The sequence below is a fragment of the Streptomyces sp. SudanB5_2050 genome (assembly GCF_964272335.1).
GTDB lineage: Bacteria > Actinomycetota > Actinomycetes > Streptomycetales > Streptomycetaceae > Streptomyces > Streptomyces rochei.
The window spans coordinates 5,475,801-5,502,674 of sequence record NZ_OZ186760.1; the positions used below are offsets into that span (position 1 = coordinate 5,475,801).

19 protein-coding genes are annotated in these 26,874 nt (G+C 71.6%); 16 read left to right on the forward strand and 3 right to left on the reverse strand.

Annotation, left to right across the window (positions count from 1 at the left end):
* The first annotated feature begins 372 nt into the window (after positions 1 to 372).
* From ACFZP7_RS24535 to serA, 5 genes are all read left to right on the forward strand, one after another.
* Positions 373 to 3,402, forward strand: coding sequence for a putative bifunctional diguanylate cyclase/phosphodiesterase (locus ACFZP7_RS24535; RefSeq protein ID WP_385635727.1), 3,030 nt, complete (start codon positions 373 to 375; stop codon positions 3,400 to 3,402).
* 255 nt (positions 3,403 to 3,657) lie between these two features.
* Complete coding sequence (locus tag ACFZP7_RS24540; RefSeq protein ID WP_029394301.1) at positions 3,658 to 5,502, forward strand: acetolactate synthase large subunit; 1,845 nt, start codon at positions 3,658 to 3,660, stop codon at positions 5,500 to 5,502.
* A gap of 21 nt (positions 5,503 to 5,523) precedes the next feature.
* Entirely contained in the window at positions 5,524 to 6,048 is a 525-nt protein-coding gene (gene ilvN / locus ACFZP7_RS24545; RefSeq protein ID WP_019329768.1) for an acetolactate synthase small subunit, read from the forward strand.
* 139 nt (positions 6,049 to 6,187) lie between these two features.
* Positions 6,188 to 7,186: a ketol-acid reductoisomerase gene (ilvC, locus tag ACFZP7_RS24550; protein ID WP_019329769.1), complete on the forward strand. Its 999-nt coding sequence runs from the start codon at positions 6,188 to 6,190 to the stop codon at positions 7,184 to 7,186.
* Between the two features lie 262 nt (positions 7,187 to 7,448).
* Positions 7,449 to 9,038: a phosphoglycerate dehydrogenase gene (serA, locus tag ACFZP7_RS24555; RefSeq protein WP_019329770.1), complete on the forward strand. Its 1,590-nt coding sequence runs from the start codon at positions 7,449 to 7,451 to the stop codon at positions 9,036 to 9,038.
* Between the two features lie 158 nt (positions 9,039 to 9,196).
* On the opposite strand, the gene ACFZP7_RS24560 is transcribed toward serA, so the two are convergent.
* Positions 9,197 to 10,471, reverse strand: a complete 1,275-nt coding sequence (locus ACFZP7_RS24560) for a PucR family transcriptional regulator (protein ID WP_385635730.1) — start codon at positions 10,469 to 10,471, stop codon at positions 9,197 to 9,199.
* Positions 10,472 to 10,635: 164 nt separating this feature from the next.
* Between ACFZP7_RS24560 and ACFZP7_RS24565 the strand changes: the two genes are divergently transcribed.
* The 5 genes from ACFZP7_RS24565 to ACFZP7_RS24585 all read left to right on the forward strand — a co-directional run bounded on the left by ACFZP7_RS24565 (position 10,636) and on the right by ACFZP7_RS24585 (position 16,152).
* Complete coding sequence (locus ACFZP7_RS24565; protein ID WP_019329772.1) at positions 10,636 to 11,562, forward strand: proline dehydrogenase family protein; 927 nt, start codon at positions 10,636 to 10,638, stop codon at positions 11,560 to 11,562.
* A 49-nt stretch (positions 11,563 to 11,611) separates the two neighbouring features.
* The gene (pruA, locus tag ACFZP7_RS24570; RefSeq protein WP_223780560.1) at positions 11,612 to 13,243 is read left to right on the forward strand and encodes an L-glutamate gamma-semialdehyde dehydrogenase; all 1,632 of its coding nucleotides are present in this window, start codon (positions 11,612 to 11,614) and stop codon (positions 13,241 to 13,243) included.
* A gap of 310 nt (positions 13,244 to 13,553) precedes the next feature.
* Complete coding sequence (locus ACFZP7_RS24575) at positions 13,554 to 13,685, forward strand: hypothetical protein (RefSeq protein WP_007444772.1); 132 nt, start codon at positions 13,554 to 13,556, stop codon at positions 13,683 to 13,685.
* A 75-nt stretch (positions 13,686 to 13,760) separates the two neighbouring features.
* Complete coding sequence (locus tag ACFZP7_RS24580; protein WP_385635733.1) at positions 13,761 to 14,804, forward strand: 3-isopropylmalate dehydrogenase; 1,044 nt, start codon at positions 13,761 to 13,763, stop codon at positions 14,802 to 14,804.
* A 259-nt stretch (positions 14,805 to 15,063) separates the two neighbouring features.
* Complete coding sequence (locus ACFZP7_RS24585; protein WP_385635735.1) at positions 15,064 to 16,152, forward strand: branched-chain amino acid aminotransferase; 1,089 nt, start codon at positions 15,064 to 15,066, stop codon at positions 16,150 to 16,152.
* Positions 16,153 to 16,212: 60 nt separating this feature from the next.
* On the opposite strand, the gene ACFZP7_RS24590 is transcribed toward ACFZP7_RS24585, so the two are convergent.
* Positions 16,213 to 17,658 carry a cytosine permease gene (locus tag ACFZP7_RS24590; protein ID WP_385635738.1) on the reverse strand — a complete coding sequence of 482 codons (1,446 nt, stop codon included), beginning with the start codon at positions 17,656 to 17,658 and terminating at the stop codon, positions 16,213 to 16,215.
* A gap of 156 nt (positions 17,659 to 17,814) precedes the next feature.
* Between ACFZP7_RS24590 and ureA the strand changes: the two genes are divergently transcribed.
* The 6 genes from ureA to ACFZP7_RS24620 all read left to right on the forward strand — a co-directional run bounded on the left by ureA (position 17,815) and on the right by ACFZP7_RS24620 (position 25,394).
* Entirely contained in the window at positions 17,815 to 18,609 is a 795-nt protein-coding gene (gene ureA, locus ACFZP7_RS24595; protein WP_385635741.1) for an urease subunit gamma, read from the forward strand.
* Positions 18,606 to 20,318 (forward strand): urease subunit alpha, encoded by a 1,713-nt coding sequence (locus ACFZP7_RS24600; protein WP_086878183.1) that lies wholly within the window; start codon positions 18,606 to 18,608, stop codon positions 20,316 to 20,318. The genes ureA and ACFZP7_RS24600 overlap by 4 nt, the downstream gene beginning before the upstream one ends.
* A gap of 43 nt (positions 20,319 to 20,361) precedes the next feature.
* Positions 20,362 to 21,381 carry an agmatine/peptidylarginine deiminase gene (locus tag ACFZP7_RS24605; RefSeq protein ID WP_385635744.1) on the forward strand — a complete coding sequence of 340 codons (1,020 nt, stop codon included), beginning with the start codon at positions 20,362 to 20,364 and terminating at the stop codon, positions 21,379 to 21,381.
* Between the two features lie 12 nt (positions 21,382 to 21,393).
* Positions 21,394 to 22,008 carry a TetR/AcrR family transcriptional regulator gene (locus ACFZP7_RS24610; RefSeq protein WP_192341266.1) on the forward strand — a complete coding sequence of 205 codons (615 nt, stop codon included), beginning with the start codon at positions 21,394 to 21,396 and terminating at the stop codon, positions 22,006 to 22,008.
* Positions 22,009 to 22,361: 353 nt separating this feature from the next.
* Positions 22,362 to 23,966 (forward strand): citramalate synthase, encoded by a 1,605-nt coding sequence (cimA, locus tag ACFZP7_RS24615; protein ID WP_019329782.1) that lies wholly within the window; start codon positions 22,362 to 22,364, stop codon positions 23,964 to 23,966.
* Positions 23,967 to 24,038: 72 nt separating this feature from the next.
* Positions 24,039 to 25,394: a hypothetical protein gene (locus ACFZP7_RS24620; protein ID WP_019329783.1), complete on the forward strand. Its 1,356-nt coding sequence runs from the start codon at positions 24,039 to 24,041 to the stop codon at positions 25,392 to 25,394.
* A gap of 126 nt (positions 25,395 to 25,520) precedes the next feature.
* On the opposite strand, the gene ACFZP7_RS24625 is transcribed toward ACFZP7_RS24620, so the two are convergent.
* Positions 25,521 to 26,705 (reverse strand): Cmx/CmrA family chloramphenicol efflux MFS transporter, encoded by a 1,185-nt coding sequence (locus ACFZP7_RS24625; protein WP_385635748.1) that lies wholly within the window; start codon positions 26,703 to 26,705, stop codon positions 25,521 to 25,523.
* Between the last annotated feature and the right edge of the window lie 169 nt (positions 26,706 to 26,874).

The window sequence follows — 26,874 nt, forward strand, 5'->3', positions numbered from 1 at the left end:
GACCTTCCGGACGCGGTGGGTACGGGCATATCCGCTGGTCGTCACGGAGCGTAGAGAACCTATGTCCCTGAGTGACCATCCTGGTGTATCGTCCGACAGGGGACGCGCCGCGCACCGGTCGGCGCCGGGGATGGATCTCAGACTGTGAGGGGGGCGACGGGCGATGCACGGCCTATGGACGAACGACCCGACGCGGCGGAGCCGCCGCCGACGACCCTGGCGCACGACCACGACGACATGCCGACGGGACAGGTCCGGCCGGCACGTCCGGTCGTGTCCTCACCAGCGCCGCCCCGGCGGCCGCAGGAAGCAGGCGCACCCGGCACAGCGCGGCCCGCGGGACACCGGAGCGGCGCGGACCGGGAGGCCCCGGTGAGCCCGCCGACTCCCGTACCCACGCTGGACGGAGCGCTGCGCACGCAGCCCGCGCCCGGACCGGTGTCCTACCGGCCGTCGTCCGCCGCCGGTGGACCGGCCCTGGTCCGCCAGCTCGTCCTGGCCCTGGTCTGCGCGGGATACGCCGTCGGTTCCGCGTTCGGCTGGGGTTCGGACCACCTCGCCAAGATCATGGGCGACTTCGGGCTGAGCGCCGCAGCGGGGGCCGCCGCCGTCTCCTGCTTCGTCTACGCCCGCAGACGTCGCGTCCGTTTCCGGCCCGCCTGGCTGCTGTTCGCCCTCTCCTCGGCGATGGCCTCCCTGGGCAACGCCGTCTGGGGGTGGTACGAGGTCGTGCTGCGGCAGCCCGTGCCCAGCCCCAGCTACGCGGACCTGTTCTTCCTCTGCTTCGCGCCGCCCGCCATCGTGGGCCTGCTGGTGCTGGCCAAACGGCCGGTGACGAAGGCGGGCTGGATCTGCCTGGGCCTCGACGCCTGGCTGATCGGCGGTTCGCTGCTGACCCTGGCGTGGAGCCTGGCGCTGGCCCAGGCGGCGAAGGCCGGTGCCGGTGCCAGCGTGGCGGAGACCGCGCTCTCGGTCGCCTACCCGCTGCTCGACATCGCGCTCGTCAGCATGGTGCTCGCGCTGCACTTCCGGCGCTCGCCGGTGTGCCGCTCCGCCGTCAACACCGCCATCGGGGCACTCGCTCTGACGGTGATGTGCGACGCCCTGTTCACCTCGCCCCTGCTGCACAACAGCTACCGCTCCGGGCAACTGCTCGACGCGGGCTGGTTCGCCGGATCGCTGCTGCTCGCCTACGCCCCGTGGGCCGCCTCCCGGCACGGTCGGGCGGCGGACGAGGAGCGGACCGGCGGGCACACCCGCGTGGTGCGCGAGCACGTGCCCGGACAGCGCGGCTCCACCGGCCACCCCCCGGCGCCGCCGGCCGTGCCCGGGTCCGCGCCGGGGGCGGGCCCCGGGGGCGAGCGCGGGCGGTACCCGGCCGCCCGGCCCATCGCCGGTTCGCTGGCCGCACTCACGCCGTACCTCGCCGCCGCCGTGTGCACGCTGGGCATCCTCTACAACGTCCTCAACGGCCGCAGCGTCGACCGTGTGGTGCTGCTGACCGGCGGCACCGTGGTGCTCGCCCTGGTCGTGCGCCAGGGCATCATGCTGCTCGACAACATCACCCTCACCCAGGAACTGGCCCAGAAGGAGAACCACTTCCGCTCCCTGGTCCAGGGCTCCAGCGACGTCATCATGATCGCCGCGCCCAACGGCATCCTCCGCTACGTCTCCCCGGCCGCCGCCGGGGTCTACGGACGCCCGGCCGAGGAACTGGTCGGCAGCGAGCTGGCCGGGCTGATCCACCCGGAGGACCTCGGCTGCGTGGTGCACGAGGTGCGCCGATTCCTCGCCGCCAGCCCGGTCGAGGAGCCCACCACCCGCATCGAGTGCCGTTTCCGCTCGGGGGAGGGCGGCTGGCTCAACGTGGAGTCCACCGTCAACCGCCATCACGGCGGCCTGATCTTCAACAGCCGGGACGTGACGGAGAGAGTGCGACTGCAGGCGCAGCTCCAGCACAACGCCGAACACGATCCGCTCACCGACCTGCCCAACCGGGCCCTGTTCACCCGGCGCGTCCAGCAGGCCCTGTCCGGCCGCCGCGCCTCCGACCGGGGCGCCGCCCTGCGCGGCACGGCGGTGCTCTTCATCGACCTCGACGGCTTCAAGGGCGTCAACGACACCATCGGGCACCAGGCCGGCGACGAGCTGCTGGTCCAGGCCGCCCGCAGACTCCAGGAGGCCGTCCGCAAGGGCGACACCGCCTCCCGGCTGGGCGGCGACGAGTTCGCGGCCCTGATCGTCGGAGAGGGCGCCGCCCGGGAGCGGCCGGCCCGCGAGCGGCACATCCTGGAACTCGCCGACCGTCTCAGGAACACCCTCTCGCAGCCCTACCTCATCGACGGGAACGACGTCCGGGTCAACGCCTCCATCGGCGTCGCCTTCGCCGAACCCGGTCTCGGCGCCGGCGAGTTGCTGCGCAACGCCGACCTCGCGATGTACCGCGCCAAGGCCGGCGGCAAGGGACGGGTCGAGCTGTACAGACCGCAGATGCAGCAGGACGTCGTACGCAAGGCCGAGCTGGCCACGCGTCTGCGGGCCGCGCTGCAGGACGGGGAGTTCGCGCTGCTGCACCAGCCGGTGGTCTCCCTGACGGACGGCCGGATCACGTCGGTCTGCGCCCAGCCGCGCTGGCGCTCCTCCCAGGGGGTGCTGTTCACACCCGCCGAGTTCCTGCGGGTGAGCGAGGACGGCGACAAGACCGCCGAGCTGGACCGCTGGGTGCTCCAGGAGGCCGTGGAGCAGGCCGCCGAGCGCGCGGCGGCCGGACTCCCGGTGGCGGTGGCCATACGGATCGGCGCCCGCCGCCTGCTGGACCGCTCCATGCCGCTGGGGACCGTGGAGGCCCTGCTGACCAGACACGGGCTGCCTCCCGGTGCTCTGGTGATCGAGCTGTCGGACATCGACCCACGGGTCGGCCTGGACGAGCTGGACCGCCGGCTCAACGCCCTGCGCAGGGTCGGCATCCGCGTCGCCCTGGACGGCTTCGGCAGCGGCTACGCGGCGATCACCGCGCTGCGGCGGCTGCCCGTGGACGTCCTCAAGCTCGACCGCGGCCTGGTCGAGGGCGTCGTGGAGTCGGCGCGGCTGCACAAGATCACCAGTGGGCTGCTGCGCATCGCCACCGACCTGGGGCTGAAGTCCGTGGCCGACGGGGTGGACCTGCCCGAGCAGATCGTCGCCCTGCGCGCGATGGGCTGTACGCACGGGCAGGGCATGGCGTTCTCCGGTCCGCTGGACGAGTACCGGCTGCGCAGAGCGCTCGGGACCGGCCACTACCCGGTCCCGCACGGACCGGCCGAGCCCGTCTTCGCGGGCGGTGTCACGGCGAGTCTGCCCGCCGTCCTGCATGGTGGCACGGCCCTTCGCTCACATAATGAGACTCCCGTCCCACCCACTTGACAGTGGGTGCGTGCCGGGTGGAGGGTCAGTGCCATGCGCACCCGAATTCTCGTACTTGGAAAGCGCGTCGGCTGAGCAGGTGACGTCCGGACCGACCCCGGACTCCCCGCGACCCACACCCGGCGCGCTCCCCTCGCTTGCCTTACGGCACGAGGGGTTTTTTGTTGCACCAGCACCCCTGGGCAACAGCCACACACCGCCCGAAACCTCGCAGAACCCTCAGCGTCAACCCTCAGCATCGAGAAGAGAATGCCGATGACCGAGCAGGCCACCGGGGCCCATCACCCGCAGCCCCGGCCCCGATCCGGAGGACAGTCCGCCCCCGAGCACGTCACGGGCGCGCAGTCCCTCATCCGCTCCCTCGAGGAGGTCGGAGTCGACACGGTATTCGGCATTCCCGGCGGCACCATCCTCCCGGCGTACGACCCGCTGATGGACTCCACCAAGGTGCGCCACGTCCTGGTCCGCCACGAGCAGGGCGCCGGCCACGCGGCCACCGGCTACGCGCAGGCCACCGGCAAGGTGGGCGTCTGCATGGCGACCTCCGGCCCCGGCGCCACCAACCTGGTCACCCCGATCGCCGACGCGCACATGGACTCCGTGCCGCTGGTCGCGATCACCGGCCAGGTGGTGTCCTCCGCGATCGGCACGGACGCCTTCCAGGAGGCGGACATCGTCGGCATCACCATGCCGGTCACCAAGCACAGCTTCCTGGTCACCAAGGCCGAGGACATCCCCCGGGTGATCGCGCAGGCGTTCCACATCGCCTCCACCGGCCGCCCCGGCCCGGTCCTGGTCGACATCCCCAAGGACATCCTCCAGAAGAAGACCACCTTCTCCTGGCCGCCGGTGATGGACCTGCCCGGCTACCGCCCGGTCACCAAGCCGCACGCCAAGCAGATCCGCGAGGCCGCCAAGCTCATCACCGCCGCCAAGCGGCCGGTCCTCTACGTCGGCGGCGGCGTCCTCAAGGCGCAGGCCACCGCCGAGCTGAAGGTCCTTGCCGAACTCACCGGAGCGCCCGTCACCACCACGCTGATGGCGCTCGGCGCGTTCCCCGACAGCCACCCGCTGCACGTGGGGATGCCGGGCATGCACGGTGCGGTCACCGCCGTCACCGCGCTGCAGAAGGCCGACCTGATCGTCGCCCTCGGCGCCCGCTTCGACGACCGCGTCACCGGCAAACTGGACAGCTTCGCCCCGTACGCCAAGATCGTCCACGCCGACATCGACCCGGCCGAGATCGGCAAGAACCGCGCCGCCGACGTGCCGATCGTGGGCGACGCCCGCGAGGTCATCGCCGACCTCGTGCAGGCCGTCCAGAAGGAGCACAGCGAGGGCAACACGGGCGACTACAGCGCCTGGTGGAAGGACCTCAGCCGCTGGCGCGACACCTACCCCCTCGGCTACGACCAGCCGGAGGACGGGTCGCTCTCCCCGCAGGCGGTCATCGAGCGCATCGGGCAGCTCGCCCCCGAGGGCACGGTCTTCGCGGCCGGCGTCGGCCAGCACCAGATGTGGGCCGCGCACTTCGTCCAGTACGAGCAGCCCGCCACCTGGCTGAACTCCGGCGGCGCCGGAACCATGGGCTACGCCGTCCCGGCCGCCATGGGTGCCAAGGCCGGCGTCCCCGACCGGACCGTCTGGGCGATCGACGGCGACGGCTGCTTCCAGATGACCAACCAGGAACTGACCACCTGCGCCCTGAACAACATCCCGATCAAGGTCGCCGTCATCAACAACGGCGCCCTCGGGATGGTCCGCCAGTGGCAGACCCTGTTCTACAACCAGCGGTACTCCAACACCGTGCTGCACTCCGGCCCGGACGACGTCAACCCGGAGGCCCGCGGCACCCGGGTCCCCGACTTCGTCAAGCTGTCGGAGGCCATGGGCTGCTACGCCATCCGCTGCGAGGACCCGGCCGACCTCGACAAGGTCATCGAGGAGGCCAACTCCATCAACGACCGCCCCGTCGTCGTCGACTTCATCGTCCACGAGGACGCGATGGTCTGGCCGATGGTCGCCGCCGGCACCTCCAACGACGAGATCATGGCCGCCCGGGACGTCCGCCCCGACTTCGGCGACAACGAAGACGACTGAGCGAGAGAGACCGAAGAGACCATGTCCAAGCACACGCTCTCCGTCCTGGTGGAGAACACCCCCGGCGTCCTGGCGCGGATCACCGCCCTCTTCTCCCGCCGCGGCTTCAACATCGACTCCCTCGCCGTCGGCGTCACCGAGCACCCCGACATCTCCCGCATCACCATCGTGGTGAGCGTCGAGGACTTCCCGCTGGAGCAGGTCACCAAGCAGCTCAACAAGCTGGTGAACGTGCTCAAGATCGTCGAGCTGGAGCCCACCCAGGCCGTCCAGCGCGAACTCGTTCTGGTGAAGGTGCGCTCCGACAACGAGACGCGTTCCCAGATCGTCGAGATCGTCCAGCTCTTCCGCGCCAAGACCGTCGACGTCTCCCCGGAGGCCGTCACCATCGAGGCCACCGGCAGCAGCGACAAACTGTCGGCCATGCTCCGGATGCTGGAACCGTACGGCATCAAGGAACTCGTCCAGTCCGGCACGATCGCCATCGGCCGCGGCGCCCGTTCGATCACGGACCGCTCGCTGCGCGCACTCGACCGGTCCGCGTAACAGCGGAAAACGGTCCGCATACCGACGGAAACGGGCGGCCGCGGTCCCGCCGGCCGCCCGCATTCCGAGACCCCGAAACTTCCCTTCCCCCCACCGGCATACGGTGGGACGCAACACCTGCACTCAAGGAGAGAACCCAGTGGCCGAGCTGTTCTACGACGCCGACGCCGACCTGTCCATCATCCAGGGCCGCAAGGTCGCGGTCATCGGGTACGGCAGCCAGGGCCACGCCCACGCCCTGTCGCTGCGCGACTCCGGCGTCGACGTGCGCGTCGGTCTGCACGAGGGCTCCAAGTCCAAGGCCAAGGCCGAGGAGCAGGGCCTGCGCGTGGTGAGCCCGTCCGAGGCCGCCGCCGAGGCCGACGTCATCATGATCCTGGTCCCGGACCCCATCCAGGCCGAGGTCTACGAGAAGGACATCAAGGACAACCTGAAGGACGGCGACGCCCTGTTCTTCGGTCACGGCCTGAACATCCGCTACGGCTTCATCAAGCCCCCGGCCGGCGTGGACGTCTGCATGGTCGCCCCCAAGGGCCCGGGCCACCTGGTGCGCCGTCAGTACGAGGAGGGCCGCGGCGTTCCCTGCATCGCCGCCGTCGAGCAGGACGCCTCCGGCAACGCCTTCGCGCTGGCCCTGTCGTACGCGAAGGGCATCGGCGGCACCCGCGCCGGCGTCATCAAGACGACCTTCACCGAGGAGACCGAGACCGACCTCTTCGGCGAGCAGGCCGTGCTGTGCGGTGGCACCGCCGCGCTGGTCAAGGCGGGCTTCGAGACCCTGACCGAGGCCGGTTACCAGCCGGAGATCGCCTACTTCGAGTGCCTGCACGAGCTGAAGCTGATCGTGGACCTCATGTACGAGGGCGGCCTGGAGAAGATGCGCTGGTCGATCTCCGAGACCGCCGAGTGGGGCGACTACGTCACCGGCCCGCGGATCATCACCGACGCCACCAAGGCCGAGATGAAGAAGGTCCTCGCCGAGATCCAGGACGGCACCTTCGCCAAGAACTGGATGGACGAGTACCACGGCGGTCTGAAGAAGTACAACGAGTACAAGAAGCAGGACTCCGAGCACCTGCTGGAGACCACCGGCAAGGAGCTGCGCAAGCTCATGAGCTGGGTCGACGAGGAGGCGTAAGCCTCAGCGCCGGGGGCCGGGGCGACATCGCCCCGGCCCCTTCGGCGAACCCGGGGTAACGTCGGAGGTACGGCGTTGTCCAACCCGTCCAGCCACGGACGGGTGATCCTTCCGCAGAGGCGCAGGACGACGTCCGCCACGCCACTAGACTGCTGCACAACATACGCGTCAGGCCCACAGCGTCGTGCGTCTTCCACGCGGCTCAGCGACACCGAATGCGGCCGTCGGGACGGCCGTCCGCATTGGACTTGTGAGGACTCACGTGAGCTCGAAACCCGTCGTACTCATCGCCGAAGAGCTGTCGCCCGCGACCGTGGACGCGCTCGGCCCCGACTTCGAGATCCGCCACTGCAACGGCGCTGACCGGGCCGAGCTGCTCCCCGCCATCGCCGACGTGGACGCGATCCTGGTCCGCTCCGCCACCAAGGTCGACGCCGAGGCCATCGCCGCCGCCAAGAAGCTCAAGGTCGTCGCCCGCGCCGGTGTCGGCCTGGACAACGTGGACGTCTCCGCCGCCACCAAGGCCGGCGTCATGGTGGTCAACGCCCCGACCTCCAACATCGTGACCGCCGCCGAGCTGGCCTGCGGCCTGATCGTCGCCACCGCCCGCAACATCCCGCAGGCCAACGCCGCGCTGAAGAACGGCGAGTGGAAGCGCAGCAAGTACACCGGCGTCGAGCTGGCCGAGAAGACCCTCGGCGTCGTCGGCCTCGGCCGCATCGGCGCCCTGGTCGCCCAGCGCATGTCGGCCTTCGGCATGAAGGTCGTCGCCTACGACCCCTACGTGCAGCCCGCGCGCGCCGCGCAGATGGGCGTCAAGGTGCTGTCGCTGGACGAGCTGCTGGAGGTCTCCGACTTCATCACCGTCCACCTCCCCAAGACCCCCGAGACCCTCGGTCTGATCGGCGACGAGGCGCTGCGCAAGGTCAAGCCGAGCGTCCGCATCGTCAACGCCGCGCGCGGCGGCATCGTCGACGAGGAGGCGCTGTACTCGGCGCTCAAGGAGGGCCGCGTCGCCGGCGCCGGCCTCGACGTGTACGCCAAGGAGCCCTGCACCGACTCGCCGCTCTTCGAGTTCGACCAGGTCGTCTGCACCCCGCACCTCGGCGCCTCCACCGACGAGGCCCAGGAGAAGGCCGGCATCGCGGTCGCCAAGTCGGTCCGTCTCGCCCTCGCCGGTGAGCTGGTCCCCGACGCGGTCAACGTCCAGGGCGGTGTCATCGCCGAGGACGTCAAGCCCGGTCTGCCGCTCGCCGAGCGCCTCGGCCGCATCTTCACCGCGCTCGCCGGCGAGGTCGCCGTCCGCCTCGACGTCGAGGTCTACGGCGAGATCACCCAGCACGACGTGAAGGTGCTGGAGCTGTCCGCCCTCAAGGGCGTCTTCGAGGACGTCGTCGACGAGACCGTGTCCTACGTCAACGCCCCGCTCTTCGCCCAGGAGCGCGGCGTCGAGGTCCGCCTGACCACCAGCTCGGAGTCCCCCGAGCACCGCAACGTGGTCACCGTGCGCGGCACCCTCCAGGACGGCGAGGAGGTGTCGGTCTCCGGCACGCTGGCCGGCCCCAAGCACCTCCAGAAGATCGTCGCCGTCGGCGAGTACGACGTGGACCTGGCCCTCGCCGACCACATGCTCGTCCTGCGCTACGAGGACCGTCCCGGCGTCGTCGGCACCGTCGGCCGCGTCATCGGCGAGGCCGGCATCAACATCGCCGGTATGCAGGTCGCCCGCGCGACCGTCGGCGGCGAGGCGCTGGCCGTGCTCACCGTCGACGACACGGTGCCCTCCGCGGTGCTGGCGGAGGTCGCGGCCGAGATCGGCGCGACGTCGGCCCGGTCGGTGAACCTGGTCTGAGCGACCGCCTCCGGGAGCCGCCGCCCCCGGAACCCGTTCACCCCGAACGGCTCTTCCCCGGACGCCGGACGGACTGGGATCTCCCGTCCGTCCGGCGTTCTCCGTGCGCCTCCCGGCGCCGTACCCGGACCCGGTGCGACGTCACCTGTCCGACCCGGCTACAGCCGGGCGCGCTTCAGCGCCATGTGCAGCAGCAGCCGGTCCTCACCGTCGTCCAGGTCCAGTCCCGTGAGCTGTTCGACGCGGGAGAGGCGGTAGTACAGGGTCTGGCGGTGGATGCCCAGCTCGGCGGCCGTGCGGCCGGCCTGACCCGCGCAGTCCAGGTAGACCTCGGCGGTGCGGGCCAGTTCGCGGTGGGCGGGGGAGAGCAGCACCCGCACGGCCGGATCGTGGGCCGACCCCTCCGGCAGCTCGGTCAGCAGTCGGAACGCCCCGATGGACGTCCACTCGGCGACCGGGGCGAACCGGCTCTCGGCGCGAGCCGCCCGGGCCGCCGCCGACGCCTCCCGCCAGGCCGCCCCCAGCTCCGCCAGTCCGCTCCGTGGGGCCGACACCCCCGCCGCCGCCCCCGCACCCGTCCGGGCCGCCGCCACGGCCCCGGCCGCCGACCGGGCGGCCCCGGCCGACGCACCCCGTGCCCGCTCCAGCAGCCGCCCCGCCGCCGAGGCCGCCGGGGTCAGCACGTCCGCCGAGCGCAGCCGCACCAGCAGCGCCAGCGACTGGGCCGACGTGCCCCACGGCACCGTGCACAGCGCCGTCGCCCCCGGCACCGTGCGCACCGACGGGGCGTCGTCGGGATCGGCCGACGGCCAGGGCGCCACGCACACCACCGCGTGCGGGGTGTCCGCGCGGGCGCCGAGCGCGGTGCGCAGCTCGGCCACCGCCATGTCCCGCTGCCAGTCGCGCTCGGCGGTCAGCACCGCCCGCAGCTCCCGGCTCAGGTCCGCGCCGTGCTGCGCCTCGTCCGCGAGCAGCGCGCCGATCCGGCCGGTGACCTCCATGGCGGCGGCCAGCTGCCGCTCGGTCGGTCCGGGGTCGGTGTCCAGGAGCCACACATAACCGAGGACGACACCCCGATGGCGTACCGGCAGACAGGTGCGTCCGCGGTGGACTCCCGCCTCGGGGGTCGGCGGAATGTGGACCGGGCCCTTGGCGCGGGCGATGCCGAAGCCCTCGAACCAGGCCCGGACGGCCGCGGTGGAGCGCCGGGTCAGGATCGAGCGGGTGCGCACCGGATCCAGGGCGGACGGGTCGAGGTCGCCCTCGCTGTCGTAGGCGCCGAAGGCGATCAGCTCGAAGTCGCGGTTCTCCAGGGTCGCGGGGGCGCCCAGCAGCTCGGAGATCTCGTCGACCAGCTCCTGGTAGTCACCACTGGTGCTCCCGGAGCCTGCGGAACCTCTGGAATCCGACGTCACGCGGGCATTCTGCCGCATTTGTGCGCCGCCTTCATACATCTGTCTGAGATCCGCCGCACGGATGCGTGACAGCTGTCGATGGCCCACGATCGGGGTCATCCTTAGATTTCACGGTGGTTCTCCGTGCCGTTCCCGAAACGTCGGGTGGCGGCCCTGTGTTGGTTGGTAAGTGGAGGTGCCCCGTGCTGGGTCCCGTGATTCTCGCCGCGTCCCGCAGCGACCGGATGCGTCGGCTGGTCTCCGCCGCGCCCGTGACCAAGCCGGTCGTCGACCGGTTCATCCCCGGCGAGACGGTCGACCAGATCGTCCCGATCATCCGGGAGCTGACCGACCAGGGCCTGGAGCTGACGATGGACGTCGTCGGCGAGGACATCACCACCCCCGAGCAGGCCGAGGCCGCCCGCGACGCGTACCTGGAGCTGATCGACCGGCTCAAGCCGCTGGACCTCGGCACCCGCGCCGAGATGTCCGTGAAGCTGTCGATGTTCGGCCAGGCGCTGGACGGCGGCCACGAGCTGGCCCTGAAGAACGTCCGCCCGGTCGTCGAGGCCGCCGCCGCGATCGGCACCACCGTCACCCTCGACGCCGAGGACCACACCACCCTCGACTCGATGTTCGCCATCCACGAGGAGCTGCGGAAGGACTTCCCGCAGACCGGCTGCGTCATCCAGGCCTACCTCTTCCGCACCGAGGCCGACGCGCGCCGGCTCGCCGACAACGGCTCTCGCGTACGGTTGGTGAAGGGCGCCTACAAGGAGCCCGCCGAGGTCGCCTACCAGCAGCGCCATGAGATCGACAAGGCGTACGTGCGCATCCTGCGGACCCTGATGGAGGGCGAGGGCTACCCGATGATCGGGTCCCACGACCCGCGCCTGATCTCCATCGCGCAGGAGCTGGCCCGCACCGCCGGGCGCAAGCTCGACGAGTACGAGTTCCAGATGCTGTACGGCATCCGCGGCGACGAGCACCTGCGGCTCGCCGCCGAGGGCCACCGCATGCGCGTGTACACCGCCTACGGCACCGACTGGTACGGCTACTTCATGCGCCGTCTGGCGGAGAAGCCGGCCAACCTCCGGTTCTTCGCCCGCTCGATGGTGAGCAAGGGCTGAGCCCGCACCCGCTCGCACAACCCGCTCAAGTCAAGGAGTAACGGAACCCATGGACGCTGTGACCCAGGTCCCCACCCCCGTCAACGAGCCGGTGCACGGCTACGCCCCCGGCTCGCCCGAGCGTGCCCGTCTGGAGGCCAAGCTCAAGGAGCTGGCCGACAACCCGATCGACCTGCCCTGCACCATCGGCGGTGTGAAGCGGATGGGCGGCGGTGAGCGCTTCGACGTCGTGCAGCCGCACAACCACAAGGCGCGCCTGGGCACGTACGCCAACGCCACCCAGCAGGACGCCCAGGACGCGATCGACGCCGCCCTGGCCGCCGCCCCCGCGTGGCGCGCGATGTCCTTCGACGACCGCGCGGCGATCATCCTGCGCGCCGCCGAGCTGCTGTCCGGCCCGTGGCGCGAGACCATCGCCGCCTCCACCATGCTCGGCCAGTCCAAGACGGCCCAGCAGGCCGAGATCGACAGCCCCTGCGAGCTGGTCGACTTCTGGCGCTTCAACGTCCACTACGCCCGCCAGATCCTGGCCGAGCAGCCCCCGGCCAACTCCCCGGGCGTGTGGAACCGCATGGACCACCGTCCGCTGGAGGGCTTCGTCTACGCGATCACGCCCTTCAACTTCAGCGCGATCGCGGCCAACCTGCCCACCGCCCCGGCCCTGATGGGCAACGTGGTGGTCTGGAAGCCGTCCCCGACGCAGACCCACGCCGCCGTGCTGCTGATGCAGCTGCTGGAGGAGGCCGGGCTGCCCAAGGGCGTCATCAACCTGGTCACCGGCGACGGCATCGCGGTCTCCGAGGTCGCCCTGGAGCACCGGGACCTCGCGGGCATCCACTTCACCGGCTCGACCAAGACCTTCCAGCACCTGTGGAAGACGGTCGGCAACAACATCGAGAAGTACCGCACCTACCCGCGCCTGGTCGGCGAGACCGGCGGCAAGGACTTCCTGGTCGCCCACCCGAGCGCCGACCGCGCCGTCCTCAAGACCGCGCTGACCCGTGGTGCCTTCGAGTACCAGGGCCAGAAGTGCAGCGCCACCTCCCGCGCGTACATCCCGGCGTCCATCTGGAACGACGGCTTCAAGGAGGAGTTCGCCGCCGAGGTCGACTACCTCACCATGGGTGACGTCACCGACCTGTCGAACTTCATCGGCGCCGTCATCGACGAGCGGTCCTTCGCCAAGAACAAGGCCGCCATCGACCGCGCCAAGGAGGACGACGCCTGCACGATCGTCGCCGGCGGCTCCTACGACGACTCGGTCGGCTACTTCGTCCGCCCGACGGTCATCGAGTGCACCGACCCGGAGAACGAGGTCTTCCGCACCGAGTACTTCGGCCCGATCCTCGCCGTGCACGTCTACGAGGACGACAAGTACGACGAGATGCTGACCCAGATGGAGTCCGTCTCCGACTACGCCCTCACCGGCTCGGTCATCTCCAACGACCGCGCTGCGGCGGCGTACACGATGGAGAAGCTGCGCTACGCGGCCGGCAACTTCTACATCAACGACAAGTCGACCGGCGCCGTCGTCGGCCAGCAGCCCTTCGGCGGCGGCCGTGCCTCCGGCACCAACGACAAGGCCGGTGCCCCGCAGAACCTGATGCGCTGGACGCTGACCCGCGCCATCAAGGAGACGCTGGTCGCCCCGACCGACTACACGTACCCGCACATGGGCTGACGCCCCCTCGGTACGCCCGCCGACGGGCCAGGTCACCCGACCTGGCCCGTCGGCGTTTTCGCAGGTCGGTGCGGTGTGGCCGAGGCCACCGTCTCAGATAGTAGGAAGTCCGAGTAATTGTGGAGACAGACGCTCCGCGCTCCCTTAGTTTTGTAGGAGCCGAACGTCCCGCTCGATCGAGCGAAGGGCGGTCGTGAGCCGGGCCCCGTGCAGGCAACCCCTGCGGCATCGCGCTCCCCGCCCCTTCCGGCCTCACGCAATCCCCTTTCTCCGCACCCTTCCGTGTGCTGTGCCGAAGGAGTCGATTCCCATGGCCGAGACCACCGTCCGCCGCCGAGTCCGCCACCTCTCCCGTACGAGCGACTCCGACCGCAAGAACGCGGCCGCCGCCCTCCAGCGCGCCCTCGACCGCCGGGACAACGGCGGCGCCACCGGTCACTGAGCCGCGCGGACGACAGTGGCGTCCGAATGCCGGACGCCGCATGTCATCCCGTGGGACGAGCAGTAGGGTGCCGTCATGTCTCCCAGCATCAAACTCGCAGTGATTCCCGGTGACGGCATCGGCCAGGAGGTCGTGGCCGAAGGTCTGAAGGTCCTCTCCGCCGTCCTTCCGCAGGATGTGAAGCTGGAGACCAAGGAGTTCGACTTCGGTGCCCGGCGGTACCACGCCACCGGTGAGACCCTCACCGACGCCGACCTCGACGCCCTCAAGGCCCACGACGCCATCCTCCTCGGCGCGATCGGTGACCCGAGCGTGCCGTCCGGCGTCCTGGAGCGCGGCTTCCTGCTCAAGCTCCGCTTCGCCTTCGACCACCACGTCAACCTCCGCCCGAGCAAGCTCCTGCCCGGCGTCGCCACCCCGCTCGCCGGCCAGCCGGAGATCGACTTCGTCGTCGTCCGCGAGGGCACCGAGGGCCCGTACACCGGCAACGGCGGCACCATCCGCAAGGGCACCGAGCACGAGGTCGCCACCGAGGTCTCCGTCAACACGGCCTACGGTGTCGAGCGCGTCGTGCGCGACGCCTTCGCCCGCGCGCAGGCCCGCCCGCGCAAGAAGCTGGCGCTGATCCACAAGAACAACGTGCTGACCTTCGCCGGTCACCTGTGGACGAACGTCTTCAACAAGGTGGCCGAGGAGTACCCCGAGGTCACCACCGAGTACATGCACGTCGACGCGGCGACGATCTACCTCGTCACCCAGCCCGAGCGCTTCGACGTCATCGTCACCGACAACCTGTTCGGCGACATCATCACCGACCTCGCCGCGGCCGTCTCCGGCGGCATCGGCGTCGCCGCGAGCGGGAACATCAACCCGTCCGGCGAGTTCCCCTCGATGTTCGAGCCGGTCCACGGTTCCGCGCCCGACATCGCCGGCCAGGGCAAGGCCGACCCCACCGCCACGGTCCTCTCCGTCGCCCTGCTCCTGCGCCACCTCGGCTACGAGGCCGAGGCCGCCCGCATCGACGACGCGGTCTCCGCCGATCTCGGCGAGCGCGGCGACAAGCCCGCCCGCTCCACCTCGGAGATCGGCGACGCCCTCGCCGTACGCGTAGCCGGCTGACCCGGCACGCTCGAAATCCAACCTTTCGAAGCCGCCGGGTCCGAAAAACAAGGCACCCGGCGGCTTTCTCCTGCGTCCGCCAGGTGCGACCATCGAACCCTGGGCCGCATTCACCCCGTTTCATCCGTCGCGGGACACGCGCGATAATCGAACGCGAAGCCGCGACTTGAGGGAATGCTCGGACGTCCTAGCACCGGCCACCGGCCGTACGGGCGTGACAGCGGCCCGTCACAATCAAACCGGTGAAGGACATCAACCCATGACGACGCCCACGATCGAGCTCAAGCCCTCCGCCAGCCCGCTCTCCGACGCAGAGCGCCAGGCGATCCTGGCCAACCCCGGGTTCGGCCGCCACTTCACCGACCACATGGTGACGATCAAGTGGACCGAGGGCCGTGGCTGGCACGACGGACAGCTCGTCCCGTACGCCCCGCTCTCCCTCGACCCGGCCACCATGGTCCTGCACTACGCGCAGGAGATCTTCGAGGGCCTGAAGGCGTACCGCCGGCCCGACGGCAGCGTCGCCACCTTCCGCCCGGAGAAGAACGCGCAGCGCTTCCAGGCGTCCTCGCGCCGGCTCGGCATGCCGGAGCTGCCGGTGGAGACCTTCATCGAGGCGTGCGACGCGCTGGTGCGCCAGGACGAGAAGTGGGTGCCGGCGCACGGCGGCGAGGAGTCCCTCTACCTGCGCCCGTTCATGATCGCGACCGAGGTCGGCCTGGGCGTGAAGCCCGCGGGCGAGTACCTCTTCCTGGTCATCGCCTCCCCGGCCGGCGCCTACTTCCCGGGCGGCGTCAAGCCCGTCTCCATCTGGGTCTCCGAGGACCGCGTCCGCGCCGTCCCCGGCGGCATGGGCGACGCCAAGACCGGCGGCAACTACGCGGCCTCCCTGCTCGCGCAGGCCGAGGCGGCCGCCAAGGGCTGCGACCAGGTCTGCTACCTCGACGCGGTCGAGCACAAGTGGGTCGAGGAACTGGGCGGCATGAACCTGTACTTCGTGTACGGAAACAAGATCGTCACGCCCTCGCTCACCGGCTCCATCCTGGAGGGCGTCACCCGCGACTCCCTGCTCACCGTCGCCCGTGACCTCGGCTATGAGGCCGAGGAGGGCCGGATCTCGGTCGACCAGTGGCAGCGCGACTCGGAGAACGGCACCCTGACCGAGGTCTTCGCCTGCGGTACGGCGGCCGTGATCACCCCGGTCGGCACGGTCAAGCGCGCCGGGGCCCAGTGGCAGCAGAGCGGCGGCGAGACCGGCGAGGTCACCCAGCGGCTGCGCGACGCGCTGCTGGACATCCAGCGCGGCACCGCCGAGGACAAGCACGGCTGGATGCACCAGCTGGTCTGAGGACCGCCCGGCGCCGGGGCGGGCCTGGCCGGGGGCTTCGCCCCGGGCCCCCGCTCCGGCCTAGACGGCCTCGTCCTCGAGCGCCGGACGGGCTGAGCCGGCGGGTCCCGCGCTCCGCGGTGCGTGGGCCCGGGGCTGTGGCAGGAGCACGTACACCACCCCGCCCACCAGCCCCGACAGCAGGAAGCTGCAGTCCACGCCGCCGGTGAGCGCCAGCAGCGGACCCTCGTACGACGGCAGGGAGACCGCCAGCACGCCGACCAGCGCGCCCGCCGCCCAGGCCGCCGTGGCCGGCACGTTCCAGCCGGCGCGGTACCAGTAGGTCCCGCCCCGCGCCCGGCGGTTGAAGACCTGGAGCGCGTCGGCGTCGTACCGTCCGCCGCAGCGGACGAAGCCGATGAGGGTGACGACCGCCCACGGGGTGCCGATCGCGGTCAGCAGCAGCACGAAGGACGTCATCGCCGACTGCGCGTCCCAGGCGAAGTGGCCGAAGAAGACGCAGGCCGTGGCGACGACCGCGACGGCGCAGGTGGCCCGGGCCCGGGAGGCGCGCGGCAGGATGGCGTCCAGGTCCAGGCCCATGGAGTACAGCATCAGCCCCGCGTTGCCGACCGAGCCCGCGGAGGCGGCGAGCAGCAGCGGCACCAGGTACCAGGTGGGCGCGGCGTCGACCAGCGGGCCGGCGTAGTCCAGGGCGGCGCGGGCGGCGTACGAGGTGAAGGTGCCGAAGAGCTGCGGCACCAGCAGACCCAGCATCAGCCCCAGCCAGGTCGCGCGCAGCACCCGGCGGGAGGAGAAACGGGCGGGGGAGATGTAGCGGGTGTAGTCGCCGAGCAGCGTGATGAAGGCGATCGGCCCGGAGAGGCCGGCGGCCACGGCGGCCAGCAGCCAGGTCGGCCAGAACCCGCCCAGCAGGTACCCGCCCGCCTCGGGCAGCGCGGCGGTCGTGAAGTCGGGGGCGTAGGCGATCAGACCGAGGACCAGCAGGGCGGTCATCCCGAAGGCCAGCACCCGGGACATCGCCAGCAGCACCCGGTACCCGTAGACCGCGCCCGCGACGGTCGCCGCGGCGAGCAGTCCGTAGACGACGGCGTACGCGGCGCCGCCCTGCGGCAGACCGACGAGCCGGCCGAGCACGCCCATCACCACGTCCCCGCCGATCCACACGGTCAGCGCGGTGTAGCCGAGGGCCAGGAGCAGCCCGACCACCGAGCCGACCAGCCGTCCGCGCACCCCGAACTGGGCGCCGGAGGACGTGGACAGATTGGTGCCGGTGCGCAGCGAGATCAGGGCCAGCGGCGCGGTGAGGGCCGTGCCGACCACCGTGCCCGCCACCACCGAGCCGACCGACGCCCACCAGCCCAGGCCGAAGGACGGCGGCAGCCAGCCGAAGACGATCACGCCCAGGCAGAGGTTGGAGCCCAGCAGGATCGAGACGAGATCCCGTGGCCCGCTGGTGCGTTCCTCCTCGGGGATGGTGTCGACTCCGCGCTGTTCGATCGGCATGGCTGGTCTCCTTCGACGGCCGTCCAGGGATGTGAGCGACGATTTGAGCGACGCTCAATGTGACGTCCGCCTGTACCGTCCGTCAATGGTTCCGTCACGGGGAATCGATGTTTAGAGTGATGCTCTAATGTGTGGACGGCAAGGAGGTGCCACGTCGTGAGACTGACTCCCACGGAACGTGACCGGCTGCTGCTCTTCGGGGCGGCCGAGCTGGCCCGGGCCCGCCGTGCCCGGGGGCTGCGGCTCAATGTGCCGGAGGCGACCGCGCTGATCGCGGACACCGTGTGCGAGGCCGCGCGCGACGGCGCCCGGCTCGCCGAGGCGATCGAGCGCGCCCGGTCCGTGCTCGGCCCCGACGACGTGCTGCCCGGCGTCGCGGACGTGGTCACCGAGGTGCACGTGGAGGCCGTCTTCGACGACGGGTCCCGGCTCGCCGTCGTCTCCGACCCCATCGGCGGCGGTCTCGGTGACGAGGCGCCGGGTGCCCTGCTGCCCGGGCCCGACCACGCCGAGCCCGAGGCGGCGGTGCGGCTGCCGGTCACCAACACCGCGACCGTGCCGGTCTCCGTGACCTCCCACTTCCACTTCTTCGAGGCCAACCCGCGCCTCGACTTCGACCGCGAACGGGCCTACGGCATGCGTCTGGCCGTCCCCGCCGGGTCCTCGGTCCGTTTCGGGCCGGGGGAGAGCGCCGAGGTCGGCCTCGTGCCGATCGGCGGACGACGGATCGCGATCGGCTTCGCCGGCCTGGTCGACGGACCGCTGGACGCACCGGGGGCGAAGGCGGAGGCCCTCCGCCGGGCCGCCGCCTGCGGATACCTGGGGGTCGCCCGGGAAGGGCGGGACGTGCGGGAAGAACAAGGAGTACGGGACGTGCAGGGTCAGCCGGGACAGCCGGGACAGCCGGAACAGCCGGGTCAGCCGGAAGCGGCGGAAGGAGGCGGGCGATGAGCCGCTCGAAGGGACGCGAGATCAGCGAGTCCGTCCACGTCGACCCGCGCGCCTACGCCGCCACCCACGGGCCCCGCGCCGGCGACCGCATCCGCCTCGGCGACTCGGGGCTGGTGATCCGCGTCGAGTCCGACAGCCAGCTGGCCGGTGACGAGTTCCTCGCCGGCTTCGGCAAGACGGCCCGCGACGGACTGCACCTCAAGGCCGCCGCCGTCCGCGAGACCTGCGACGTCGTGATCAGCAACGTCGTCGTGATCGACGCGGTCCAGGGCATCCGGAAGGTGTCGATCGGCATCCGCGAGGGGCGGATCAGCGGCATCGGGCGGGCCGGCAACCCCGACACCCTCGACGGGGTCGACGTCGTGGTCGGCACCGGCACCACCATCGTCTCCGGCGAAGGGCTCATCGCCACCGCCGGTGCCGTCGACACCCACGTCCATCTGCTCTCCCCGCGCATCATGGAGGCGTCGCTCGCCTCCGGCGTGACGACGATCATCGGGCAGGAGTTCGGCCCCGTCTGGGGCGTCGGCGTCAACTCGCCCTGGGCGCTCAAGCACGCGTTCGGCGCCTTCGACGCCTGGCCCGTCAACATCGGCTTCCTCGGCCGGGGCTCGTCCTCCCACGACGCCCCGCTGATCGAGGCGCTGGCCGAGGGCGGCGCGTCCGGCTTCAAGGTGCACGAGGACATGGGCGCCCACACCCGCGCCCTGGACACCGCCCTGCGCGTCGCCGAGGAGCACGACGTCCAGGTCGCCCTGCACAGCGACGGCCTGAACGAATGCCTCTCCGTCGAGGACACCCTCCGCGTCCTGGAGGGCCGCACCATCCACGCCTTCCACATCGAGGGCTGCGGCGGCGGACACGTGCCCAACGTGCTGAAGATGGCCGGCGTCCCCAACGTCATCGGCTCCTCCACCAACCCCACCCTGCCCTTCGGCCGGGACGCGGTCGCCGAGCACTACGGCATGATCGTCTCCGTCCACGACCTGAAGACCGACCTGCCGGGCGACGCCGCCATGGCCCGCGACCGCATCCGCGCCGGGACCATGGGCGCCGAGGACGTGCTGCACGACCTGGGCGCCATCGGCATCACCTCCTCCGACGCGCAGGGCATGGGCCGGGCCGGCGAGACGGTCCGCCGTACCTTCGCCATGGCGGGCAAGATGAAGGCCCAGTTCGGCGCCGACGGCGACGACGACAACGAGCGCGTCCTGCGCTACATGGCCAAGCTGACCGTCAACCCCGCCATCGCCCACGGCCTCTCCCACGAGGTCGGGTCGATCGAGGTCGGCAAGCTGGCCGACATCGTGCTGTGGCGCCCGGACCACTTCGGAGCCAAACCGCAGCTGGTCCTCAAGTCGGGCTTCCCGGCGTACGGCGTGGTCGGCGACCCCAACGCGGCCACCGACACCTGCGAACCGCTGGTCCTCGGCCCGCAGTTCGGTGCCCACGGCGCCACCCCGGCCGAGATATCGGTGGCCTTCGTCGCGCAGGCCGCCCTCGACCAGGGCAACGACACCATGCCGACCCGCCGGCGCCGGGTCGCCGTGCGCGGCACGCGCGGCATCGGACCGGCCGACCTGCGCCTGAACTCCCGTACCGGCGCCGTCGACGTCGACCAGCGCACCGGGCTCGTCACCCTCGACGGGGAACCGCTGCGCTCCGAGCCGGCCGAGTCCGTTTCGCTCAACCGTCTCTACTTCCTCTGATCCTCCTCCGGCTGATCCTCCTCCGACCCCCTGGGACACCTCCATGACCTTCCGCATGCCCCCCGAGTGGGCCCCGCACGAACGCACCTGGATGGCCTGGCCCGGCCCCAACCCGACGTTCAGCGACGCCGAGGAGCTGGCCGAGGCCCGTGCGGCCTGGGCTTCCGTGGCCCGTGCGGTGCGCCGCTTCGAGCCGGTGACGATGGTGCACGGGCCCGGTCAGGGAGAGTCCGCGCGCGAGCTGCTCGGGCCGGACGTCGAGCTGGTGGAGCGGGAGCTGGACGACGCCTGGATGCGGGACATCGGCCCGACCTTCGTGACGGACGGGCAGGGCCGACTGGCCGCCGTGGACTGGGTGTTCAACGGCTGGGGCGCCCAGGACTGGGCCCGCTGGGAGCACGACTCCAAGATCGCCCGCCATGTCGCGGACCTCGCCGGCGTCCCCGCGCTGAGCAGCACGCTCGTCAACGAGGGCGGCGCGATCCACGTCGACGGCGAGGGCACGGTCCTGCTGACCGACACCGTCCAGCTCGGCGCCGGCCGCAACCCCGGCTGGACCCGTGAGCAGGTCGAGGAGGAGATCCACGCCAAGCTCGGCACCACCAAGGCGATCTGGCTCCCGCACGGCCTGACCGGCGACTACGGGATGTACGGCACCCAGGGCCACGTCGACATCGTCGCGGCCTTCGCCCGCCCGGGCACCGTCGTCGTGCACAGCCAGCGCGACCCCGCCCACCCCGACCACGCCCGCTCGCGGACGTACCTGGAGATCCTGCGCGGCCAGACCGACGCCCAGGGGCGCCGCCTGGAGGTCGTCGAGGTCCCCGCCCCGACCGTCCTGAAGGACGAGGACGGCGACTGGGTCGACTACTCGTACATCAACCACTACCTGTGCAACGGCGGCGTCGTCCTGTGCGCCTTCGACGACCCGAACGACGAACTCGCGGCGGGCATCTTCCGCCGCCTCTTCCCCGAGCGCACGGTGACCCTGGTGGACGCCCGTACGATCTTCGCGGGCGGTGGCGGCATCCACTGCATCACGCAACAGCAGCCGAGGGTCTAGAAGGAGTCAGCCATGGCCGGTGCGGAGCGAGCGCGGAAGAACGCACCGCCCCGCGAGGACGTCCTCGCCGCCGCCATGGAGATGATCGCCGAGCGCGGCCTGGAGAAGCTGACCATGGCGGCGCTCGGCCGCGAGGTCGGCATGAGCAGCGGCCACCTCCTCTACTACTTCCACTCCAAGGACGAGCTGCTGCTGCGCACCCTGGAGTGGAGCGAGGGCCGCCTCGGCGTCGCGCGCGGACGCCTGCTCACCCGGCCCGGCACCGCCCGCGAACGCCTCGACGCCTACGTCGACCTGTACGTCCCCGAAGGCCACCGCGACCCGCACTGGACGCTGTGGCTGGAGGTCTGGAACCGCTCGCAGAGCGCCGCCGCCGAATCCGCCGCCCGCGACCGGCAGGCCGCCATCGAGGGCGCCTGGCACCGCGATCTCGTCGCGCTGCTCGCCGAAGGGGTCTCGCGCGGTGAGTTCCGTGCCGTCGACCCCGACCGCTTCGCCTCCCGGCTGCGCGCCCTCCTCGACGGTTTCGCCATCCACGTGGCGATCGGACTGCGCGGCACGGACCGGGAGCAGGTGCTCGGCCACGTGCGGGAGTTCCTGGCGGACGGCCTCTACGCCGCGACCTGAGCGGCCGGACGGGGACGGCGTCCCCGACGCGCGGGGCGCCCGGTTCCGGACGGCCGCTGCTCGCATCCTGAGACGGACGGTGAGCAGGGGGACGGACTGTGCCAGACTGCCGACGTGCTCTCGTTCGCCATGATTATTGGCAGCAGGCGCGCCGGTCCGCAGTGACCACCACGTACGACCAGGTACGGGTGGACACCGTCGTCCTCGACCCGCGCGCAGACCTCTCGCACCCGCGAGAGGTTTTTCGTTTTCCTGGCCCACCCCCAGCCGGGAAGAGAGCGCGAGGGATCATAGACGGACGGTGGAACCGGTCATTCCGGTAGACCGAGATCCCATACAGGAGCCTTCAGATCATGACCGCACCCAGCGCACTCGACGATTCGTTCCACGTCTTCGACACCACCCTGCGCGACGGCGCGCAGCGCGAGGGCATCAACCTCACGGTCGCGGACAAGCTGGCCATCGCACGGCACCTGGACGACTTCGGCGTGGGCTTCATCGAGGGGGGCTGGCCCGGCGCGAACCCGCGGGACACCGAGTTCTTCGCCCGCGCCCGCGAGGAGATCGACTTCCAGCACGCCCAGCTGGTCGCCTTCGGCTCCACGCGTCGCGCGGGCGCCACCGCCGCCGAGGACCACCAGGTCAGGGCGCTGCTGGAGTCCGGCGCCGAGGTGATCACCCTGGTCGCCAAGTCCCACGACCGGCACGTCGAGCTGGCCCTGCGCACCACCCTCGACGAGAACCTCGCCATGGTCGCGGACACGGTCTCCCACCTCAAGGCCCAGGGCCGCCGGGTCTTCGTCGACTGCGAGCACTTCTTCGACGGCTACCGCGCCAACCCCGCGTACGCGAAGGCCGTCGTACGGGCCGCCTCCGAGGCGGGCGCCGACGTGGTCATCCTGTGCGACACCAACGGCGGCATGCTCCCGGCGCAGATCCAGGCCGTGGTCGCCACGGTGCTCGCCGACACCGGTGCCCGGCTCGGCATCCACGCCCAGGACGACACCGGCTGCGCGGTCGCCAACACCCTCGCCGCGGTCGACGCGGGCGCCACCCACGTGCAGTGCACGGCCAACGGCTACGGCGAGCGCGTCGGCAACGCCAACCTGTTCCCGGTCGTGGCCGCGCTGGAGCTGAAGTACGGCAAGAAGGTGCTGCCCGAGGGCCGGCTGCGCGAGATGACCCGCATCTCCCACGCCATCGCCGAGGTCGTCAACCTCACGCCCTCCACCCACCAGCCCTACGTGGGTGTCTCCGCCTTCGCGCACAAGGCCGGACTGCACGCCTCGGCCATCAAGGTCGACCCGGACCTGTACCAGCACATCGACCCCGAGCTGGTCGGCAACACCATGCGGATGCTGGTCTCCGACATGGCCGGCCGGGCCTCGATCGAGCTGAAGGGCAAGGAGCTGGGCATCGACCTCGGCGGCGACCGCGAACTGGTCGGCCGGGTCGTCGAGCGGGTCAAGGAGCGGGAGCTGGCGGGCTACACCTACGAGGCCGCCGACGCCAGCTTCGAGCTGCTGCTGCGGGCGGAGGCCGAGGGCAGGCCGCTGAAGTACTTCGACGTCGAGTCCTGGCGCGCGATCACCGAGGACCGCCCCGACGGCTCCCACGCCAACGAGGCGACGGTCAAGCTCTGGGCCAAGGGCGAGCGCATCGTCGCCACCGCCGAGGGCAACGGCCCGGTCAACGCCCTGGACCGCTCCCTGCGCGTCGCCCTGGAGAAGATCTACCCGGAGCTGGCCAAGCTGGACCTCGTCGACTACAAGGTCCGCATCCTGGAGGGCGTCCACGGCACCCAGTCGACCACCCGGGTCCTCATCTCCACCACCGACGGGACGGGGGAGTGGTCCACGGTGGGCGTCGCGGAGAACGTCATCGCCGCCTCCTGGCAGGCCCTGGAGGACGCGTACACGTACGGGCTGCTGCGGGCGGGGGTGGCGCCCGCGGAGTGACCGCGGCCGGCCCGTCATTTCCGGTACCCGTACTTATGTCTTGTTCAGGGCTATTCGGGTACTTTCGAACGTATGAAGGGCGCACGTGTCCAAGTCCTCATACGCCTCCTGGTCGCGCCGGTCATCGCCGCGCTGGCGGTGCTGATGGCCGGTGCGCCCGGCGCACAGGCGGCCACCGATGTCTCCGAGATCGGCGCGGCGCTGCGCGAGAGTCCGGTGTACGTGGACCCGGCCGCCACCGACCTGTTGTCGAAGTCGGACGCCGACGCGCTCGCCGACAAGATCGAGGAGGCGGACGAACCCGTCTTCGTCGCGGTCCTCCCGGCCGACTACCCGACGGGGAACCTGTTCCAGAACCTGCGCACCGAGACCGGCATCACCGGTCTGTACGGTGTCCGGCTCGGCGACCGGTTCGACGCGCGCGCCGACAGCAGCGTGCTGAGCCGGCAGGGTGTGAACAACCTCGTCACGGCCGCCCAGGGCGCGGGTGACGCCAAGGCCCAGCTGAACGACTTCGTCGACGACGCCCTGCGCAGCGTCCGCGGCTCCGCCCCGGCGTCCTGGGACTCCGGGGGCGGGGGAGCCGTCTCGACCGGCGCCCTGATCGCGGCGGGAGCGGTCGTGGTGGCCGGCGGTGCGGGCCTCTACACGGTCTCCCGGCGCAACCGGCGCCGCCGCGAGGCGGAGCAGCGGGAGTCGCTGGAGAAGCTGCGGGTCGTGGTCGACGAGGACATCACGGCGTTCGGCGAGGAACTCGACCGCCTCGACTTCCACCCCGGCGAGCCCGGCGCCGACGACGCGATGCGCGCGGACTACGCACGGGCCCTCGACGCCTACGAGCAGGCCAAGACGTACATGGCCGACGCCCGCAGGCCGGAGGACGTCCGTGCGGTGACCCAGGCCCTGGAGGACGGCCGCTTCTCGCTGTCCCAGCTCGCGGCCCGGCGCGCGGGCAGGCCGCTGCCCGAACGCCGTCCGCCCTGCTTCTTCGACCCCCGCCACGGCCCGTCCGTCGCCGACGTCACCTGGACCCCGCCGGGCGGCACCACCCGGCAGGTCCCGGTCTGCGCGGCCGACCGGACCCGGTTGTCCGAGGGGCAGGACCCCATGATCCGCGAGGTGGACACCGAGTACGGCCGGCGCCCCTACTGGGACGCGGGCCCGGCCTACGGCCCCTGGGCCGGCGGCTACTTCGGCGGCGGCATCCTGCCCGGGCTGCTGGTCGGCACGATGCTCGGCGGCATGATGGCCGGTCCGGCGTACGGGGCGGGCTACGGCGGCGGGTACGGCGACTTCGGCGGCCACGAGGGCGGCGACGTCACGGGCGGGGACTTCGACCCCGGTGACTTCGGCGGCGGTTTCGGGGGCGGCGACTTCGGCGGGGGCGGCGGCTTCGGAGGCGGCGGGGACTTCGGCGGAGGCTTCTAGGCCCCGTCGTCGAACTCCCGTCTGCCCCGCGACGCCACGCACGCACTCTCGTCGCACCGGGCCCTGACCCGAGTACATCCAGTACGAGGATCAGGGCCCCACGGTCACCTCACCCCACCACGGGTTCTACGGCCGGCGCGGCACGCCTGCCGTCCCGTCGGGCCGGCCCACCGCGCCGCGGGCCGACGTCGCGACGGTCAGGGCCAGGGCGCAGACGACGAGCCCCGCGCTGATCCACGCCGGCGACCGGTACCCGTACCCCGCGCCGATCGCCAGCCCTCCGGCCCACGGGCCCAGCGCCGCGCCCACGTTGAACGCGGCCGTCGCGAAACCGCCGGCCAGGGTCGGGGCGTCCGGTGCCGCGTACAGCACCTGGGAGATCAGCGTGGAGCCGACCCCGAAGGACAGCGCGCCCAGCACGCACACGAGCCCGAGCAGCAGGACCGGGTGCCCGGCGCCGAGCGCCAGCAGGCACCACCCGGCGCCCAGCGCGGCCCCGCCCGCCGCCACCACCGACGCCGGGCTGCGGTCGGCGAACCGCCCGCCCACGTTCACCCCCACGAACGAGCCCGCCCCGAACAGCGCGAGCACCCCCGGCACCCACGCGTCGTCCAGCCCGCCGACCTCCGTGGCCAGCGGCGCGAGATAGGTGAACGTGCAGAAGGTCGCCCCGTTCACCAGGGCTCCCAGCAGCAGCGCGAGCAGCAGCCGCGGGCTGCGCAGCGACCGCACCTCGTCCACCAGCGGGGGAGGCGTGGCGTCGGCGGCCCCGCCCGGTACCGACCGGGCCACCGCGATCACCGCGGGCACCGACAGCAACGCCACCGCCCAGAACGCCGAGCGCCAGCCCCACACCTGACCGAGCAGCGCTCCCGCGGGCACCCCGACCACGCAGGCCAGCGTCACACCGCCCAGCAGCGTGGCCGTGGCCCGCCCCTTGGCGCCCGGCGCCACCAGGCCGGCGGCGGTCACCAGCGCCACGGCCAGGAAGCCGGCGTTGGCCAGCGCACCCACCACCCGTGTGGCCAGCAGCACCTCGAAACGGTCGGTGACCGCACCGACCACGTGGACGGCGAGGAAGACGAGCAGGAAGCCCAGCAGGGCGCCCCGCCGCGACCAGCGCCGCCCGAGCGCCGCCATCAACGGCGCCCCGACGACCATCCCCACCGCGAAGGCGGAGGTCAGGGCCCCCGCCGCGGGCACGGTGACCCGTAGATCCCTCGCGATGTCCGGCACCAGCCCGGACAGCATGAACTCGGACGTTCCCTGGGCGAACACGGCAAGGCCCAGCAGAAGAAGAGCGAACGGCATGAAAGAAACCCCGCACCCGGAAGTCGACGCGAAACACGACACGGCGGACGGCCGTCCGGGGGCGGTGGTGTGCGGCGGTGACTACGGGTACGCGCTCAGCGCGTCCCGCGGCCCGGCATCACGAACAGCCACCGGAGGACCGGTGGCCGGAGTCTGGACGCTTCGGGGC

Excerpts from the sequence above, each read along its gene's own strand:
- ACFZP7_RS24560 (WP_385635730.1), bottom strand. The coding sequence starts at position 10,471 with ATGCGGCAGAATGCCCGCGTGACGTCGGATTCCAGAGGTTCCGCAGGC.
- ACFZP7_RS24625 (WP_385635748.1), bottom strand. The coding sequence starts at position 26,705 with ATGCCGTTCGCTCTTCTTCTGCTGGGCCTTGCCGTGTTCGCCCAGGGA.
- ilvN (WP_019329768.1), top strand. The coding sequence starts at position 5,524 with ATGTCCAAGCACACGCTCTCCGTCCTGGTGGAGAACACCCCCGGCGTC.
- cimA (WP_019329782.1), top strand. The coding sequence starts at position 22,362 with ATGACCGCACCCAGCGCACTCGACGATTCGTTCCACGTCTTCGACACC.
- ACFZP7_RS24585 (WP_385635735.1), top strand. The coding sequence starts at position 15,064 with ATGACGACGCCCACGATCGAGCTCAAGCCCTCCGCCAGCCCGCTCTCC.
- ACFZP7_RS24605 (WP_385635744.1), top strand. The coding sequence starts at position 20,362 with ATGACCTTCCGCATGCCCCCCGAGTGGGCCCCGCACGAACGCACCTGG.
- ACFZP7_RS24590 (WP_385635738.1), bottom strand. The coding sequence starts at position 17,658 with ATGCCGATCGAACAGCGCGGAGTCGACACCATCCCCGAGGAGGAACGC.
- ACFZP7_RS24540 (WP_029394301.1), top strand. The coding sequence starts at position 3,658 with ATGACCGAGCAGGCCACCGGGGCCCATCACCCGCAGCCCCGGCCCCGA.
- ACFZP7_RS24580 (WP_385635733.1), top strand. The coding sequence starts at position 13,761 with ATGTCTCCCAGCATCAAACTCGCAGTGATTCCCGGTGACGGCATCGGC.
- ACFZP7_RS24575 (WP_007444772.1), top strand. The coding sequence starts at position 13,554 with ATGGCCGAGACCACCGTCCGCCGCCGAGTCCGCCACCTCTCCCGTACG.
- pruA (WP_223780560.1), top strand. The coding sequence starts at position 11,612 with ATGGACGCTGTGACCCAGGTCCCCACCCCCGTCAACGAGCCGGTGCAC.
- ACFZP7_RS24620 (WP_019329783.1), top strand. The coding sequence starts at position 24,039 with ATGAAGGGCGCACGTGTCCAAGTCCTCATACGCCTCCTGGTCGCGCCG.
- ACFZP7_RS24610 (WP_192341266.1), top strand. The coding sequence starts at position 21,394 with ATGGCCGGTGCGGAGCGAGCGCGGAAGAACGCACCGCCCCGCGAGGAC.
- ACFZP7_RS24600 (WP_086878183.1), top strand. The coding sequence starts at position 18,606 with ATGAGCCGCTCGAAGGGACGCGAGATCAGCGAGTCCGTCCACGTCGAC.